This window comes from 'Nostoc azollae' 0708, assembly GCF_000196515.1.
Lineage (GTDB): Bacteria > Cyanobacteriota > Cyanobacteriia > Cyanobacteriales > Nostocaceae > Trichormus_B > Trichormus_B azollae.
Genome location: NC_014248.1, coordinates 2,593,416 through 2,608,814, shown reverse-complemented (window position 1 = coordinate 2,608,814; position 15,399 = coordinate 2,593,416). Strand labels below are relative to the sequence as shown.

Sequence of the window (15,399 nt, the reverse complement as noted above, 5' to 3'; positions counted from 1 at the left end):
AATTACTAGTTACCAATTACCAATTACTAATTACCAATTACCAACTGATATGATACTTCCTCACAGTGCCTGTGTTCTGGTGATTGAACCCGATGATAGTCTAGCTCATCAACTGGCTTTTGATTTGGAAGAAGCTGGCTATGATGCGATTGTGGCTCATGATGCAGTCAGTGGTTTACAACAATACCGTGATGCCCGAGGTGGGCATAGTCATCGCCAACCTGCTTTAATAGTTATAGACCGGATGCTGACTGGAGAGTCAGGACTCTCGTTGTGCAGAAATCTTCATACTATCGGTAACTGTTCTCCTGTATTAATTTTAATGGCTAGAGATACAGTTGATGATCGTGTAGCTTGTCTGGAAGCTGGTGCTGACGATTACATTCTCAAACCCTATCGCTCGGAAGATTTTTTGAAGTTGGTTCGTTTGTATCTCAAACCTGATGTTGATACCACAGAACAGCTACGCTTTGGGGATTTGGTTTTAGATATCGGAACCCGTCGCGTCATCTACAACAGCAGAACCATCGAATTGACAATGAAGGAATTTGAATTATTAAAGTTCTTTATGGAACATCCCCGTGAAGTATTAACCCGCGAACAAATTTTAGAAAATGTTTGGGGTTACGATTTTATGGGTGAGTCAAATGTGATTGAAGTATATATTCGGTACTTACGTCTGAAAATTGAAGAAGAAGGACAAAAGCGCTTAATTCAAACGGTTCGTGGTGTAGGGTATGTATTAAGAGAATCCTAATAAAATAAGCTGAGTATCAGAGTGCTGTCAACTCGTAAATTTTTTAATGTAAAAGCAATGTCCTTGCTACGGAAACGAGCCATTAAATTAAACCTACTATCTCTCCCTACTTTGCCTCGCTGAATATGGTATATCTCGTATAAGACATGATGAACAAATTAACATTTTATATCGTTTTGTTACACAGTTTGTTTTTAGGGATAGGAACTGCTGGCGCTCAGTCATTGGAGACAGAAGCATAGAAAAAGATGGTAACTTCGGCTCAGCTAACTTTACCAGCATCGAAAATATGGGTACTTAATCAGAATAAACAAGTAGAAAAACAAGCTTTTATGTGGGTAGTAGATGATCCATAAAAAGCCAGAGAGCAGCCATTTCTAGAAATTGCCCAAACTGCTAAGAAGCTAACCAAAAAGCCGACCAATAGTGTTAAACCTGGCAAAGAAGATGAGTTGGAAGCATTTGATGAAGTTGTTAAAGACTGTCAAAATTAGAGGGTATATTTACTCTTTATCGCCAAAAAGACAAGAACAAAATATATTCAGAAATTAAGCCAGCGCAACTACAAAAAAACTTCTTAGCTACGTCCACGTTGGAATCTGGCATTGGTGAAGGAGGGATTTATACTGGTATGCCATTGCAAGATTTTCTGTTTTATTTCCAACGAGTAGATAATGACTTGCAGTTTGTCGTTCGTAATGTTAATTTACCCACCCGTACAGAAGATCCCCAAGTGCGCTCGCTCTCCCGATCTTTTAGTGACTCTGTATTGTACAATCTTCCTATTAAAAGCATTCATCCTCAATGAAATAGTATCCTCATTGATTTAGAGGATTTACTGCTGACAGATTTAGCTGGATTATCTGCAAGTTTAGAATTAGCTGCTAGTCCAGACAAAAGTTATTTTGGTAATGCTAAAGTTTTTCCCAACAATGTAGAAATTGAGTCAGTTTTCAATTTTACTGGTACTAGCAAGGAGCAAGAGCAAGATTCTAGTGTACTAGCTGATAGTCGAGGCTTCACTTTGCGGCTTCACTATAGCCTTTCCCAATTGTCTAATAATAATTACCAACCCCGTTTGGCAGATGATCGGGTAGGATATTTTCTGACTGCCTATCAAGATTTATCCACAGATGATAGTAATGATCATTTTATGCATTATGTCAATCGTTGGAACTTAGAAAAACAAGATCCTAACGCCGAAATTTCTCCACCGAAAAAACCAATTGTTTTTAGATTGATAATGCCGTCCCTTTTAAATATCGTGATGCTATTAAAGAAGGGGTATTAATGTGGAATCAAGCTTTTTTGAAAGCGGGATTCAAAGATGCAATAGAAGTCCGACAAATGCCTGATAATGCTAGATGGGATGCTGCTGATATTCGTTACAATACTATTCCCTGGATTAATACAGTAGACGGATATTTTCCTCTTGGTCCATCCCGTGTCAATCCCTTGACTGGTGAAATTTTGGATGCAGATATTCTTGTAGATGCTAGTTTTATCCGAGCCTTAAAAAATAATTATCGGCAAATTGTTTTACCTTCACCAACAGCAAATCCTACTACCTTATCAGCGTTGATGGAAAAAAAATCGCCTGCTTTGTCGCCAAGGTGATAACAATACTAAAGGATTAGTTGGCAACTTATCTAGGCTACCGGGACAGTATGATTTATGCTCTGCTATAGAAGCAGCTAATAAGTTTGCTTTTGGTTCATTGGCAATGTCATTTTTAACAAAAACTACTCCTAATAAACACAAATTTAAGGATTATATCCATCAATATTTAATTTACGCTTAATTATTATTCATGAAGTTGGTTATACTTTAGGATTACGACACAATTTTCGTGGTAGTACCTTATTAGCACCAGAGGAAATGAATAATCCTGAAATCACTCGCACTAATGGATTATATTTCTCCCAATATAGCTCCGCGCGGTACATCCCAAGGAGATTATTTTCCGAATCAGGTGGGAAGCTATGATATATGGGAAATACAGTATGCTCACACTGCTTTTGGAGCGAAAAGTTCCATAGCATAAAAACCATTTTTAGAAGAAATTCCTAAACAATCGACAAAACCAGAGTTGAGTTATTCTCCAGATGAGGATACATCTAGTATTGATCCGACATCTGCTCCTTGGGAGCATAGCAGTAATATTCTAATTTATTCACAATGGCAGTTGGATAATTCTCTGATTATGTGGGAACCTTTAAATCAAGGCTATCCAATTTCTGGACAAAGTTACAGTGATTTAAGGGAAAGATTTAACATTATATTTGGCAAGTATTTACAGCAGTTATATTATACTAGTAAATACATTGGTGGACAGTCTTTTTACCGTGTTCATCCTGGTGAAAATCAAGGAAGATTACTATTTATCACTGTACCTGTCGAACAACAACGGCAAGCATTAGGGACATTGCAAAAATATGTTTTTGCTGAGGATGTGCTGAAGTTTTCACCAGAACTAATAAATAAACTAGCCCCAGAACGTTGGATACATTGGGGTAGCAGTCCTGCCAGGGAACACTTAGATTACCCAGTTTATGATTTAGTATTGTTTTTCCAAAGTACGGTATTGAGTGATTTACTCTCAGGCGATCGCCTCTCTCGGATGAAGGATCTTGAACTCAAAAGCGCAAAAGGAGAAGCACTAAGTTTACCTGAGTTCTTTGGGACTTTACAAACCGGAATTTGGACAGAAGTTTTACAACCAAGAAGAAAATTAAAAATTTCTAGTTTGCGGCGGGGTTTACAACGGCAATATGTGAACTTCTTAACAGCAATGGTATTACGAAAAGTAGATGTACCACAAGATGCTCGCACATTAGCCTGGTATAAGCTCAAACAATTAAACAATGAACTCCGGGGAATGAATTCTGATGACGAATATACTAAAGCGCATTTACTAGAAATCGGCGATCGCATTGAAAAAGCTTTAAATGCACCGTTGCAGGGGAATTAATAAACAGTTATCAGTTATCAGTTATCAGTTGTTATTCTCCCCCTACTTCGCCTACTCTCATGCATCCTGCTCCCTCTACACCCCATTTCTTACTCATGACTCAAACATTAGATTTCATCAAATTTTCGCCCAAAACACAGCAAGCGCCCACCGCTTTAATTATCACATTACACGGTTGGGGTGCAAATGCTCAAGATGTTGAAGCTTTAGTGCCTTATGTCAACTTACCTGATTATGAATTCTTTCTTCCCAACGCACCTTATCCATATCCATATTCTCCTGTGGGTAGGGCGTGGTATGACTTACGGGATGGGAATATGTATGAAGGATTGGCAGAAAGTCGGCAATTGTTGATAGATTGGTTACTTTCTTTAGAGAGTAATACAGGTGTGCCGTTATCACGCACTATTTTGAGTGGGTTTTCTCAAGGTGGTGCCATGACTTTAGATGTGGGATTAACTTTGCCCCTTGCTGGTTTAGTTGTGATGAGTGGGTATTTACATCCCAACATAGGAAATCTTCATCAAAATAGTTTTCCACCCACATTAATTATGCATGGAATACAAGACCAAGTTGTACCATTACAGGCTGCTATTAAAGCAACAGAAGTTGCCCAATCCCTGGGAGTGGCGGTGGAATATCATGAATTTGACATGGGACATGAAATTAATTTGCAAATGTTAGAGGTGTTGAGAAATTTTGTTATTAAGACAATTAGTTAGACTCAATAATTTTGGATCTTGGGTTTTAGATTTTAGATTTTGGCCTGTAAAAGACTTACTACATAAGCTTTGTAGCTTTCTTTATGCCACAGTCATTTTGCAACTTGAACTTAAGTTACAAATTTTTTACAACCTTAGGGTGGAAATCAGCTAAATTTTTACAAATTAAATGGCCACTAATTAGTAATATAGATTGGGTGGAAGATTTTAACGCAGCTCCACCTAAAGCTGAATGCGAATGCTGCAAAAGGGAGGGGCAAGCATTATGACAACTCTAAGCATTTCCAGGAAAGAAATTGCTGCTATGACAGCAACAGAAGTAAAAGATTTAGCTAACCGTCTGGAATTAGATAATTATAGTAATGCTTTTGAGGGTTTAAATGATTGGCATCTACTGCGAGCAATCGCGTTTCAGCGTCCAGAGTTGGTTGAGCCGTACATCCACCTTTTAGATTTAGAACCCTACGACGAAGCCTAGAGATTTTAGATTTTGGATTTTAGATTGGGTTTGACAGGCTAAAATCAAAGATAATTGGAATTTTGCCTCCACATGCAATCATCTGCAAATCCCAAATCCCAAATCCCAAATCCTCAATCCAGACGAGTTATTGTTGCTATAGGCGGCGGTATCGCCGCCTATAAAGTCTGTGAATTAGTTTCTACTCTGTTTAAGTCTGGGGTAGAAGTGCGAGTTATTCTTACTAAGTCTGCTCAAGAATTTGTCACTCCTTTAACTTTAGCCACTTTATCCCGGCATCAAGCTTATACTGATGATTATTTTTGCCAACCAATTTATTTTCGTCCCTTGCATATTGAGTTGGGTGAATGGGCCGATTTAATCGTAATTGCGCCTTTAACTGCTAATACTTTGGCTAAATTAGCTTATGGAATGGCAGATAATTTACTGACAAATACTGTTCTCGCTTCTACTTGTCCCGTGTTGTTAGCACCAGCCATGAATACAGATATGTGGGAACAGGTAGCGGTGCAAAGAAATTGGCGGCAGCTGTTGACAGATAAGAGGTTTCATGGTATTGAAACTGGTTCTGGTTTGCTGGCGTGCGATCGCATTGGTGCTGGCAGAATGGCAGAACCCGCAGAAATATGTGTTTATATTCAATCTTTATTACATACCCAAGGGAAAAGAGATTTAGCTGGCAAGCAGATTTTAATCAGTGCTGGAGGAACGCAAGAATATTTAGATCCGGTGCGATTTATTGGCAATCCCTCCACAGGTAAAATGGGTTTAGGATTAGCACAGGCAGCACTGCACAGAGGTGCAAAAGTAATATTAGTGCATTGTCCAGCGAGTTGGGATGTACCTTTGGGAGTGGAAGGAATTGAGGTAGTTAGTGCAGACCAAATGCAGCACGTAATGTTAGAGCGTTTAGCTAATGCAGATATAACTGTCATGTCTGCCGCAGTTGCAGATATCAAGCCTCAAGAATATAGTACCGAAAAATTACCCAAGCGATCACTCCCCGAAAATTTACCTCTTGCACCAGTACCGGATATAGTTGCTGAATTAGGAAAACGCAAACAACCCCATCAATCATTAATTGGTTTTGCAGCACAAACAGGCGATATTATTACTCCTGCGCGGGAAAAATTGCAGAGAAAACAATTAGATGCAATTGTAGCGAATCCTATTGATAAGACTGATAGTGGTTTTGGTAGTGATAATAATCAAGCGGTGTTTTTAGATAAGCAAGGAAGAGAGGTAGAAATTCCGGCTTGTTCTAAGTTGGAAATGGCGCATTATTTATTTGATTTTCTTGTTGGTAATTGGTGATAGAGAAACATTCAATGTGTCACCAAAGAAAATATATAGAAAGAACATTAGGGTTATTGATACTAACCCTAATATCTATGAATGAGAATTATATACATGAGCAACTCTCTAAGAATTAAGACGTCTTTTGATAGCAGTAGGATCAAGATTTACTTCATCATCCTCATCTACATCTATATCATCTTCTGGAGTTAGAGGCTCGAAATTATGACGAGTTGGAAGTTCAGGTAAACATTTGATCTAACCCTATCAATGTGAGGCACTATGTCTGTCATCATTGCAAGTGAAGCGCGTGCTAACTTTCCCGATATTATGAACCGTGCTGAATTTCGTGGTGAAAGAATATTAATTCAGCGTCATGCTAAACCTGCGGTAGCAATAATTAGCATTGAGGATTTAAAACCCACATTCTGGGCTTCAATAAGTAGCATTGAGGATTTAAAACCCACATTCTGGGCTTCAATAAGTAGCATAAATAAACTACTACATGCAATTCAGAACTATAGTTTTTAAAAAAATCCACTAGCCATGAAAATATAAATTATGCAGGTCAAATTTCCAGCGTTCTTATTGTGTAAAAAAAAACTAGTTAGACAAAAATGTTTAATTTGAATTTTTAAATCACTTATGAAAATATAAGACTATGCAATAGTGAATTAGAGATTTGAAAACTAAGAAAATAAATACTACTTTTGACAAGCTGTAGGTAGGAATTGGAAAATTCGACAACCTTCCTCTGTCAAGTTCAGAATCCTATGGACTCTTTGTGTAATCACAAAATGAATCCCTTGAAAACATACGCCATTTGCTGCCTCTTTCAGAGGACCTTCCCTAACAAGTCGGGGCACCAACCCAACGCACTGGCTCTGAAATATCCAATAATTATTGTCCTAGATTATTTAGGCAATTATTATACTCTCCATGCAAATGCAATGAGGTTGAATCTAAATGGGAATATTTGGTTGCTACTCCATATTTTTCTACTACTTCTAAGGCAATTATTAGGAATAATTTAGTTAATCCATATTTGTATAGCTTATCCATTACTCTGCCTATTTTATCATCATTTAAATCTTCCCCTTCAATTCCCGCTCCTAGTAAATGTTCTATGGCTTTTCCCTCAAAAAATTGAGGAAATAAATATAATGGTCTCCATAGAAAACCTAGTCCATAATGATTGCTTTGACTATTTCTCCTGTATTAACTTTCTCTCTACTATCTATTAAGAATATCTCATTGATTCTTTCTACAATTCCTATCTCATCTATTATTCCTTTTATTATTCCCAAGTGCTCCAAGTTCTTACTCTCAAACTCTTCTTTTTGGTAATTCATATTTTTGGGTATTTTTAGTTAATTCAGGCTCCTTTACATTCATTTTGTCATCTTTTATCCTGGATTTATTGTCGATACCCCACCACCTGAATCCTTACGTATTGTCTATTTTTTCTACTATTTAAATTATGTGTTTACTACGTGGCTTTTTGTAAGGTTTTTACATTTATCTATGTATTTCAAGATGAAGTACATAGTGTGGGTTTAAACTAGTAGAAGCAATAGAAGATACCATTGATTCTGCTAAACTGGGCCGTGCAATTGAAGAAAACGAAGGATTTACTACCATAGAAGAAATAATAGCCAAATGTCCAAATGAGTGAACGTTAATTATACTTTGAGGATTGCTAAAACTGCGGAAAAAGACTTATTAGACATCTCCAAAATAGTATAAACAAGTTGTATCGAAAATACTCTCACTTCAGGGTAATCCTCGTCCTCAAGATTATGCAGCTTTAAAAGGTTATCAAGGTAATTATCGTATTGATCAGGGTGACTATAGAATTTTGTACACCATTGATGACGATAATAAATTGGTTGATATTTTACGAGTTGGTAAACGCAATAATGATAAAGTTTATCCAAACCTGTAACTCTATCAAGCGAAACTTACCCCTTACTTCACCTTGCAAACCTTATTTCCTCCTTTGCACCTCTGCGTGAGAAATCTTATTTATATAAAACTTCCTGATCATCCTCACTCGTTTCCGAATGGGGATACTTTTGAACAGGTTGGAAACACTCACGAATTGTGCCAATGATGATATACAGAATTGGCACAATAAACAAACTTAAAAAAGTCGCTACAAACATACCACCAAACACCGCTGTACCGAGAGATTGACGACTACCAGCACCTGCACCAGTAGCTACAGCTAAAGGAAAAATACCCAAAAGAGTAGAAATAGCAGTTATCAAAATGGGACGCAAACGACCTTGTGCAGCTTCAACTGCGGCTTTAGTAATTGATAAACCCTGTTGTTATCGTAACTGGTTAGCAAATTCCAGAATCAAAATCGCATTTTTACTTGCTAAACCAATCAACATTACTAATCCAACTTAGCAAAATACATCATTACTTAAACCCCGTAAAGATTGCGATGCTAAAGCCCCCATAATAGCTAAAGGAACTGAAAGCATAATAATCAAAGGATCAACATAGTTTTCATACTGAGCAGCTAACACCAAAAATACAAAAATTAAACCCAAACCAAAAATTATTGGTGCTTGTCCACCAGACTCTTTTTCCTCAGCTACAATACCCGACCATTCATAACCCATACTGGTGGGTAAAATCTCCTTAGCTAGTTTTTCCATAGCCATGCTTGCTTGTCCATAACTCAATCCAGGAGCAGGAGAACCGTTAATTTCAATGGAACGAAATAAATTGTAATGATTAATAGTTTGTGCTCCCGTAGTCGAGGTCAATTTTACCAAACTATTTAAAGGAATCATTTGATCATTTCCCGAACGCACATACAAGGAATTGATATCATTTGGGTTAGCACGAAATTGAGAATCAGCTTGAATATATACCCGGTAAGTGCGAGATAGGAAATTAAAATCATTGACATATCTTGAACCCACATAACTTTGTAGAGTTCTAAAAATATCGTCAATTTTAACTTGTAGAGATTTAGCTTTATTGCGGTCTACTTCAATTAAAATTTGTGGTGTATTAGCCTTGAAAGTGCTAAATACAGCCTGTAATCCAGGAGTTTGATTACCCCGCATCATAAATTGACCGACAATTTCCAACATGGAATTTAAACTATTAGTACCAGCCACATCTTGTAACTGAAACTGGAAACCAATAAAACTACCTAAACCACGAATTGTGGGAGGATTAACTGGGAAAATACTAGCTTCAGTAATGCTGGAAAATATTTGTCTTAATTGACCAATTATGGCTTGGACAGACTGATTAGGCTTTTTCCGTTCATCCCAAGATTTCAGGGTACTGAAAATTACGCCACTATTAGCACTATTACCACTGAAACTAAAGCCACCAATAGCAAAAGTTCATGTAACTTCTGGTAATTTGAGGATTGCTGTTTCTACCTGACTCATCACATTGCTTGTGTATTTGAGTGAAGAACCTTCTGGAGCTTGAATAATAGTAATGAAATAACCTTGATCTTCATCAGGTAGAAAAGATATTGGTACATTTAAATAAAGCCAACCAGTGAAACTAATTAAGGCTATAAATATTACTAAAACAATAGCTTTAACTCTCGTCAACAAGATCAAAAATTGCTGATATCCCCGCCCTATGGCTTCTAAAAAGCCGTTGATGATACCAAAAGTAAAACCAATAATACCTCTAGTTGGAGGACTTTGGCGTAACAATAAAGCAGCGAGGGAAGGTGTGAGAGTCAGGGCTAAAAAAGTGGAAATAGCGATAGAACAAGCAATAGTCAGCGCAAATTGTTTATAAATTTGTCCGGTTGAACCAGGGAAGAAAGCTACTGGTACAAATACAGCCATTAACACCAAAGAAGTAGTAATTACCGCCCCAGTGAGTTCAGTCATGGCTAAAGACGCAGCTTTACGGGGAGTAATGCCTTTTTCCTGAATTAAACGGGAGATGTTTTCAACTACAATAATTGCGTCATCAACTACCATTCCTGTTCCTAGGGTTAAACCAAACATGGTTAAAGTGTTGATGGAAAAATTAAAGACTTTCACGAAAGCGAAAGTACCAATTAAAGATAGGGGAATAGTGATGACAGGAATTAAGGTAGTGCGCCAATCTTGTAAGAAAATAAAAATGACAAGAATAACGAGTGAGATCGCTTCTAAAAGAGTCTTAATTACTTCTTTCAAAGACCCTTCTACAATGGTTGTCGTATCAAATGCCACCTGATACTTCATCCCTCGTGGAAAGCTTTGGGAGAGTCGCGCCATTTCCCTTTTCACAGACCTAGCAACGTTTAAAACATTACTGCCAGGTGTAGCTAATATCCCTATACCTACACCTTCTTCACCCTTAAATCTCAGAAATGAGCTATAGTTTTGAGCACCCAGTTCTGCTCTACCCACATCCTTCAATTTAATCAAACTACCGTCAGCCGCAGTTTTAATCACTAAATTGTCAAATTCCTGTGTTTCTGTTAGCTGACTAATAGCTCTTAAATCAATTTGATACATCTGACCTTCTGGGGCTGGTTGTTGTCCAATTTGCCCCACACCCACCTGTAAATTTTGCTCATTGAGAGCATCAACAACATCATCGGTGCTTAAATTGCGAGTAGCCAATTTATTTGGATCAAGCCATAGACGCATTGCATAACGACGTTCACCAAAAATTCGCGCCTCACTGACACCTTTAATGCGTTTCATGGCATCAGCTATATATAGATCAGCATACTTACTTAAAGTAACGTTATTAAACTCTTTGTTTTCACTGTACAAACCCATGGCCAACAGGATGTTGTTAGACTGCTTGTTAACAGTCACTCCCGTTTGCTTGACTGCATCTGGTAACTGTGGTTCAGCCAAAGAAATACGGTTTTGGACATCAATTGCGGCAATATCCTTGTCCCGCGAAGCATCAAATGTGACTGTAATGGTGCTAGTGCCATCATTACTACTACTTGAAGTCATGTATTTAATGCCTTCGATACCATTAATTTGCCGTTCAAGAATAGAGGTGACAGTGCTTTCTACCACTTCTGCACTAGCACCAACATAGTTAGAAGTGATAATAATTTGAGTCGGACTAATTTCTGGATATTGTCTTGTAGGTAAGGTGGGAATACTAATTACTCCTACCAGGAAAATGCTAATAGCACAGACACTGGTAAATACCGGTCGCTTAATAAAGAAATTAACAAACATAATTTGTAATTAATTCGTAATTGATAATTGGTGATTGGTGATTGGTGATTGGTGATTGGTGATTGGTGATTGGTGATTGGTGATTGGTGATTGGTGATTGGTGATTGGTGATTGGTGATTGGTGATTGGTGATTGGTGATTGGTGATTGGTGATTGGTGATTGGTGATTGGTGATTGGTGATTGGTGATTGGTGATTGGTGATTGGTGATTGGTGATTGGTGATTGGTGATTGGGCACCAGGAAAATTATTTCCCTATCTCCCTCATATTCCCCAGTCCCCAATTCCCATGCCCCAGTTACTCAGGAATTATTGGTAGTCCATCTCGGAGATTTTGTACTCCTGAAATTATTAGTTTTTCATCTGCTTTCAATCCTTCAATCACTTGGTAAGTATTACCTTTAATATCCCCTAACTTCACTTGCTTTTGTTTAGCTATTAATTGGGAATTGCCTTGAGGAGATTTTTCGGTTTGGGCTACAACAAAATTTTCTCCTGCTATTCTAGATACTGCTGTAGTAGGAATAAGAACCCCTGAACGCTGATCCCAAATCACTTTTGCTCGAATTAATTGATCTGCTCGCAACTGACCTGCGGAATTATCATAAAGTGCTTTAACGAGTATAGATTGAGAATTCTTGTTGATATTTGGAGAGATAAAAAATACTTTGGTAGTAGCCAAGGTTTGACCTTGGGCATTCATTAGTTCTACTGGTAGTCCTTCACGTAATCGGAGTCCTTTCTCCAATGGAATAGGGATTTTCACGTCTAAAGGTCGATTTTGGGTAATAGTAGCTAGTTTCGTAGAAATATTTACTACATCACCTATTTTCACAGGAATATCCCCAACTTTACCACTAAAGGGAGCAATGATTTTATAATACTGAAGCTGAACTTGTTGTTGTCTAATATTTGCATCAGCTTGTTCTAAGGATTTTTCCGCTTGAGATATGCTGGCTTTTTGGGCTTGAATTCGAGAATTTATGGCATTGAGTTCGGCTTTAGCTGTGTCTAGTTTATTTGAATACAAATCTTTTGTCTGACGAGCTACAGCCCCTTGATTAGCTAATTCAGAATAGCGATTGTAATCTTGTTGGTTTAACCGTAAATCAGCAACTTTACCTAGTTTTTCTGCTTCCAACGATTGGAGTGTAGCACGGGTATTTTCTAGTTGTGCTTTTGCTATTTGAGCAGCAGCGGATAAACTATTAACTGCTTCTTGTTGCTGTCTAGCATCTATTTGCATAATGGCGGCACCATCTGAGACTGAGTCGCCTGATCTTACAAATATCTGGGTTACTTGACCCTGAATTCTGGGTTGGAGATTAACTGATTGCCTGGATTCTAAATTAGCAATATACTCTGTAGTATCTTCGACTGTACCTGTTTCTACAGTTGATAATTTGACTTTTACTGCTGGGGGTTGAGCATTAGCTAATGCTGGACTTGGTTTTTCAGGAGTCAGTAACCGCGAATTTATGGCTCCTCCACCCCCAATGATTAGCACGAGAGCTATCAATAATCTCAGCCACCGTTGTTGTGATTTGGGGGGTGGCTCAAATGCTGGCTGGGAAATATCTGGAAAATCAGTTTCAGACTCAGGGGATGTCATGGGTGATAGGAAGGAATTTGCAGGGATGAATAGTTAAAATTCTATCTCAGTATGCAAATATATATGTTGATATTGATTTGGAAATTATCCATTTAGCATGAGGTATTTCAAACCATTATGTGCTACTAGTGGTATATCTAAATATACAGATTCCATCATTTTTTCCAATCTATCAAAAGGTCAACTATACATAATTTCTTAGACGATTTAATCACAGGATGATATGTAAATTAGTTGAGAGCATCCCAAATCTGTAAGAATATAGATAATTAGTGAATAATTACTAAAAAGTCTGACTCATGAATATTGGTATTTTATGATTTTTTTGGATTAGTGGCGATTAGCAGCAATCAATATTTTTTACCAGAAATTAATATTCAGTTGAAAAAGATTGAAAAGCTGATGTAATAAGCTTTTTTACCTTCTGCTTTACTGGTTTGGTGCGATCGCAGAAATATTAACCCATTAATCGGCTAACCTTATAAGAGGATCTTAGTAAGGATTCAGGTGGTGGGGTATTGACAAGTGTGATAGGAGAGGCAGAATATAGCAGTTATGGAAAAGAAGCTGCCACCAAAACTAGACAGAGAGATATTGAAGCAGTTGGCAACAGAGCAACTGGTAGAAATCATTATTGACCAGGGGACAAAGTATAGAGAACCTAACAAATAGAGTAGTAGAACTGGGAAAAGAAATAGAGAAACTCAAAGTCAGTAGAGATTTAGAGACCATAACATGATCCAAACCACCCTTGGGAGACATCCTCAAAAAAACCGAAAACAAACAAGAAGAGAAACAAGAAGAGAAGCAGACACAAAAACGGAAACCAGGAGGACAACCAGGGCATAGGGGAAAAAGGAGAAAGGGGTTTGGTGGAGTAGATAGAATAGATTTGAGATAGTGGGACGGCAAGTGTGTGGATGGTGAGGTCAGGGGCAATTCTTTGGCGAACCAATAAAAATCCAAACACAACAAGTAGGGACTTGGTGGACAGGCCAATCCAAATAGTAGAATATGAAAGATATACGTGGATTTGCAGTGTTTGTGGGGAAACACAAGCGCTACTCTGGTCACCAGAGATAGTACCGGGACAAGATATAGGAATCACAGGACAAGCTTTTTTGGGATGGATCAATAACTAGGGCCATTGAGCCTATGAAAAACAACACTTGTTGTTGTGGGAACTGGGTCAAATAGAAATTGGAGTGGGAACATTAGTAGAGGTACCAATGAAGGAATAGATGGTCCAGTGGCTCAAAGTATTCATAGCCTCAAACAGTGGATAAAACAAACCCAGCCTCATATCCTTGGGGATGAAACACCCTGGGTAGTCAAAGGGGTGAAACAATGGTTATGGATTTTTGCCAATAGTAACTTCCCTTGATTTCATGGGTCCTGATACTCCTTGTCCTGGCGAATTAGAATCCATTGTGGGTTCAAGTTACTCTGGTGTACTCAGTTCTGATGACTTTACTGCCTATAACGGTTATGCGGTCACAGCTCAACAGAAATGTCAGGCACATCTACCCTACCCCGTCACTTCAAGACACTAATCAAGATTCCTGGCTTCAATCACCAAGAAGTTGGCACGAAATTCATCGACCTCATAGATGAAGGTTTTAAAAACTACCCTTTATTCCAACAAACCCAAAACCTTCATGAATTCTTGACTTGCCCATCCTAGTTTCAACCAAAAGTTGAATCTTCCATTCATTCATTAATCAAGCCCCAGGGGAACCTGGTAAACTTTTACCTTCCTTAGGTAATAGACCTTGATCATAATTTAGCTGAACCAAGGTTAGATTTAGCACTGATACAAGGAAAAGTCTGTGGTGGTTCTCTTTCTCTGGAGCTCTTCCAACATCCTGCCAATTTATTGACGGTTATACAAACTTGTCGCCGTCAAGCACTTTCTCTAATTGAGTTTTTTGACCAACCTATGAAAGCCATGGTTCACTCTGCTTTCCATACACCTTCTTTAACCCCTCTACCTTAGACCTGAATCCTTACGGATCTTGATTTAGTCTCTCCATGAAATAATTCTGAGCAGCATACTTATGGAGAAAAAGTAATTATGCATCCTGCATCCTGCCTTCTGAACTCCCGAACTTATCAAGACTATCACTTGTGAGGTTATCACCGTAAATAAAGATACTTATGACTCTCTACAACAGGAACTAGCAAAACTACATTAAGCTGTAGACAGTTTGAGCCAAGCTCAGTTATCAACTCTTGTGAAGTATAATTATGAGCAAATAGGTTTATTTCTGGAATATACACGAGCTGCGATCGCAATATTTGCTCGCCACATGCATTATAGCTATGAAGAATTTCTGACTATTAAAAATGAGCCAAATTAGTGGCTAACTACA

The 15,399-nt window shown here is 38.0% G+C and carries 8 protein-coding genes and 4 pseudogenes; 8 read left to right on the top strand and 4 right to left on the bottom strand.

The window, feature by feature from the left end; all coding sequences use genetic code 11:
* Positions 1–49 precede the first annotated feature (49 nt).
* The 6 genes and pseudogenes from nblR to AAZO_RS11855 all read left to right on the top strand — a co-directional run bounded on the left by nblR (position 50) and on the right by AAZO_RS11855 (position 6,755).
* A complete protein-coding gene (gene nblR, locus AAZO_RS11885) occupies positions 50–757 on the top strand; it encodes a response regulator transcription factor NblR (protein ID WP_013191417.1) in 708 nt (235 codons plus the stop codon).
* A gap of 149 nt (positions 758–906) precedes the next feature.
* Positions 907–3,728: pseudogene (locus AAZO_RS43745) on the top strand (zinc-dependent metalloprotease).
* 95 nt (positions 3,729–3,823) lie between these two features.
* Positions 3,824–4,450, top strand: a complete 627-nt coding sequence (locus tag AAZO_RS11875) for an alpha/beta hydrolase (protein WP_041643013.1) — start codon at positions 3,824–3,826, stop codon at positions 4,448–4,450.
* 265 nt (positions 4,451–4,715) lie between these two features.
* Positions 4,716–4,928, top strand: a complete 213-nt coding sequence (gene isiD, locus AAZO_RS11865; RefSeq protein WP_013191415.1) for a protein IsiD — start codon at positions 4,716–4,718, stop codon at positions 4,926–4,928.
* 72 nt (positions 4,929–5,000) lie between these two features.
* Positions 5,001–6,242, top strand: coding sequence for a bifunctional phosphopantothenoylcysteine decarboxylase/phosphopantothenate--cysteine ligase CoaBC (gene coaBC, locus AAZO_RS11860; RefSeq protein ID WP_013191414.1), 1,242 nt, complete (start codon positions 5,001–5,003; stop codon positions 6,240–6,242).
* Between the two features lie 264 nt (positions 6,243–6,506).
* Positions 6,507–6,755 (top strand): type II toxin-antitoxin system Phd/YefM family antitoxin, encoded by a 249-nt coding sequence (locus AAZO_RS11855; protein ID WP_013191413.1) that lies wholly within the window; start codon positions 6,507–6,509, stop codon positions 6,753–6,755.
* A 399-nt stretch (positions 6,756–7,154) separates the two neighbouring features.
* Here the strand turns inward: AAZO_RS11855 and AAZO_RS33740 are convergent.
* Positions 7,155–7,576 (bottom strand): annotated as a pseudogene (locus AAZO_RS33740) (DUF4277 domain-containing protein); the annotation flags it as partial.
* A 410-nt stretch (positions 7,577–7,986) separates the two neighbouring features.
* Here AAZO_RS33740 and AAZO_RS30170 point away from each other — a divergent pair.
* Entirely contained in the window at positions 7,987–8,169 is a 183-nt protein-coding gene (locus tag AAZO_RS30170) for a type II toxin-antitoxin system RelE family toxin (protein WP_228371700.1), read from the top strand.
* Between the two features lie 76 nt (positions 8,170–8,245).
* On the opposite strand, the pseudogene AAZO_RS11845 reads toward AAZO_RS30170, so the two are convergent.
* The 3 genes and pseudogenes from AAZO_RS11845 to AAZO_RS11835 all read right to left on the bottom strand — a co-directional run bounded on the left by AAZO_RS11845 (position 8,246) and on the right by AAZO_RS11835 (position 13,027).
* A pseudogene (locus tag AAZO_RS11845) lies at positions 8,246–11,416 on the bottom strand (efflux RND transporter permease subunit).
* Positions 11,406–11,654 (bottom strand): hypothetical protein, encoded by a 249-nt coding sequence (locus tag AAZO_RS30165; protein WP_085940225.1) that lies wholly within the window; start codon positions 11,652–11,654, stop codon positions 11,406–11,408. The pseudogene AAZO_RS11845 and the gene AAZO_RS30165 overlap by 11 nt, the downstream one beginning before the upstream one ends.
* A gap of 59 nt (positions 11,655–11,713) precedes the next feature.
* The gene (locus tag AAZO_RS11835; protein WP_013191412.1) at positions 11,714–13,027 is read right to left on the bottom strand and encodes an efflux RND transporter periplasmic adaptor subunit; all 1,314 of its coding nucleotides are present in this window, start codon (positions 13,025–13,027) and stop codon (positions 11,714–11,716) included.
* Between the two features lie 555 nt (positions 13,028–13,582).
* Between AAZO_RS11835 and AAZO_RS30160 the strand changes: the two are divergent.
* Positions 13,583–15,023, top strand: a pseudogene (locus AAZO_RS30160) (IS66 family transposase).
* Positions 15,024–15,399: the final 376 nt, after the last annotated feature.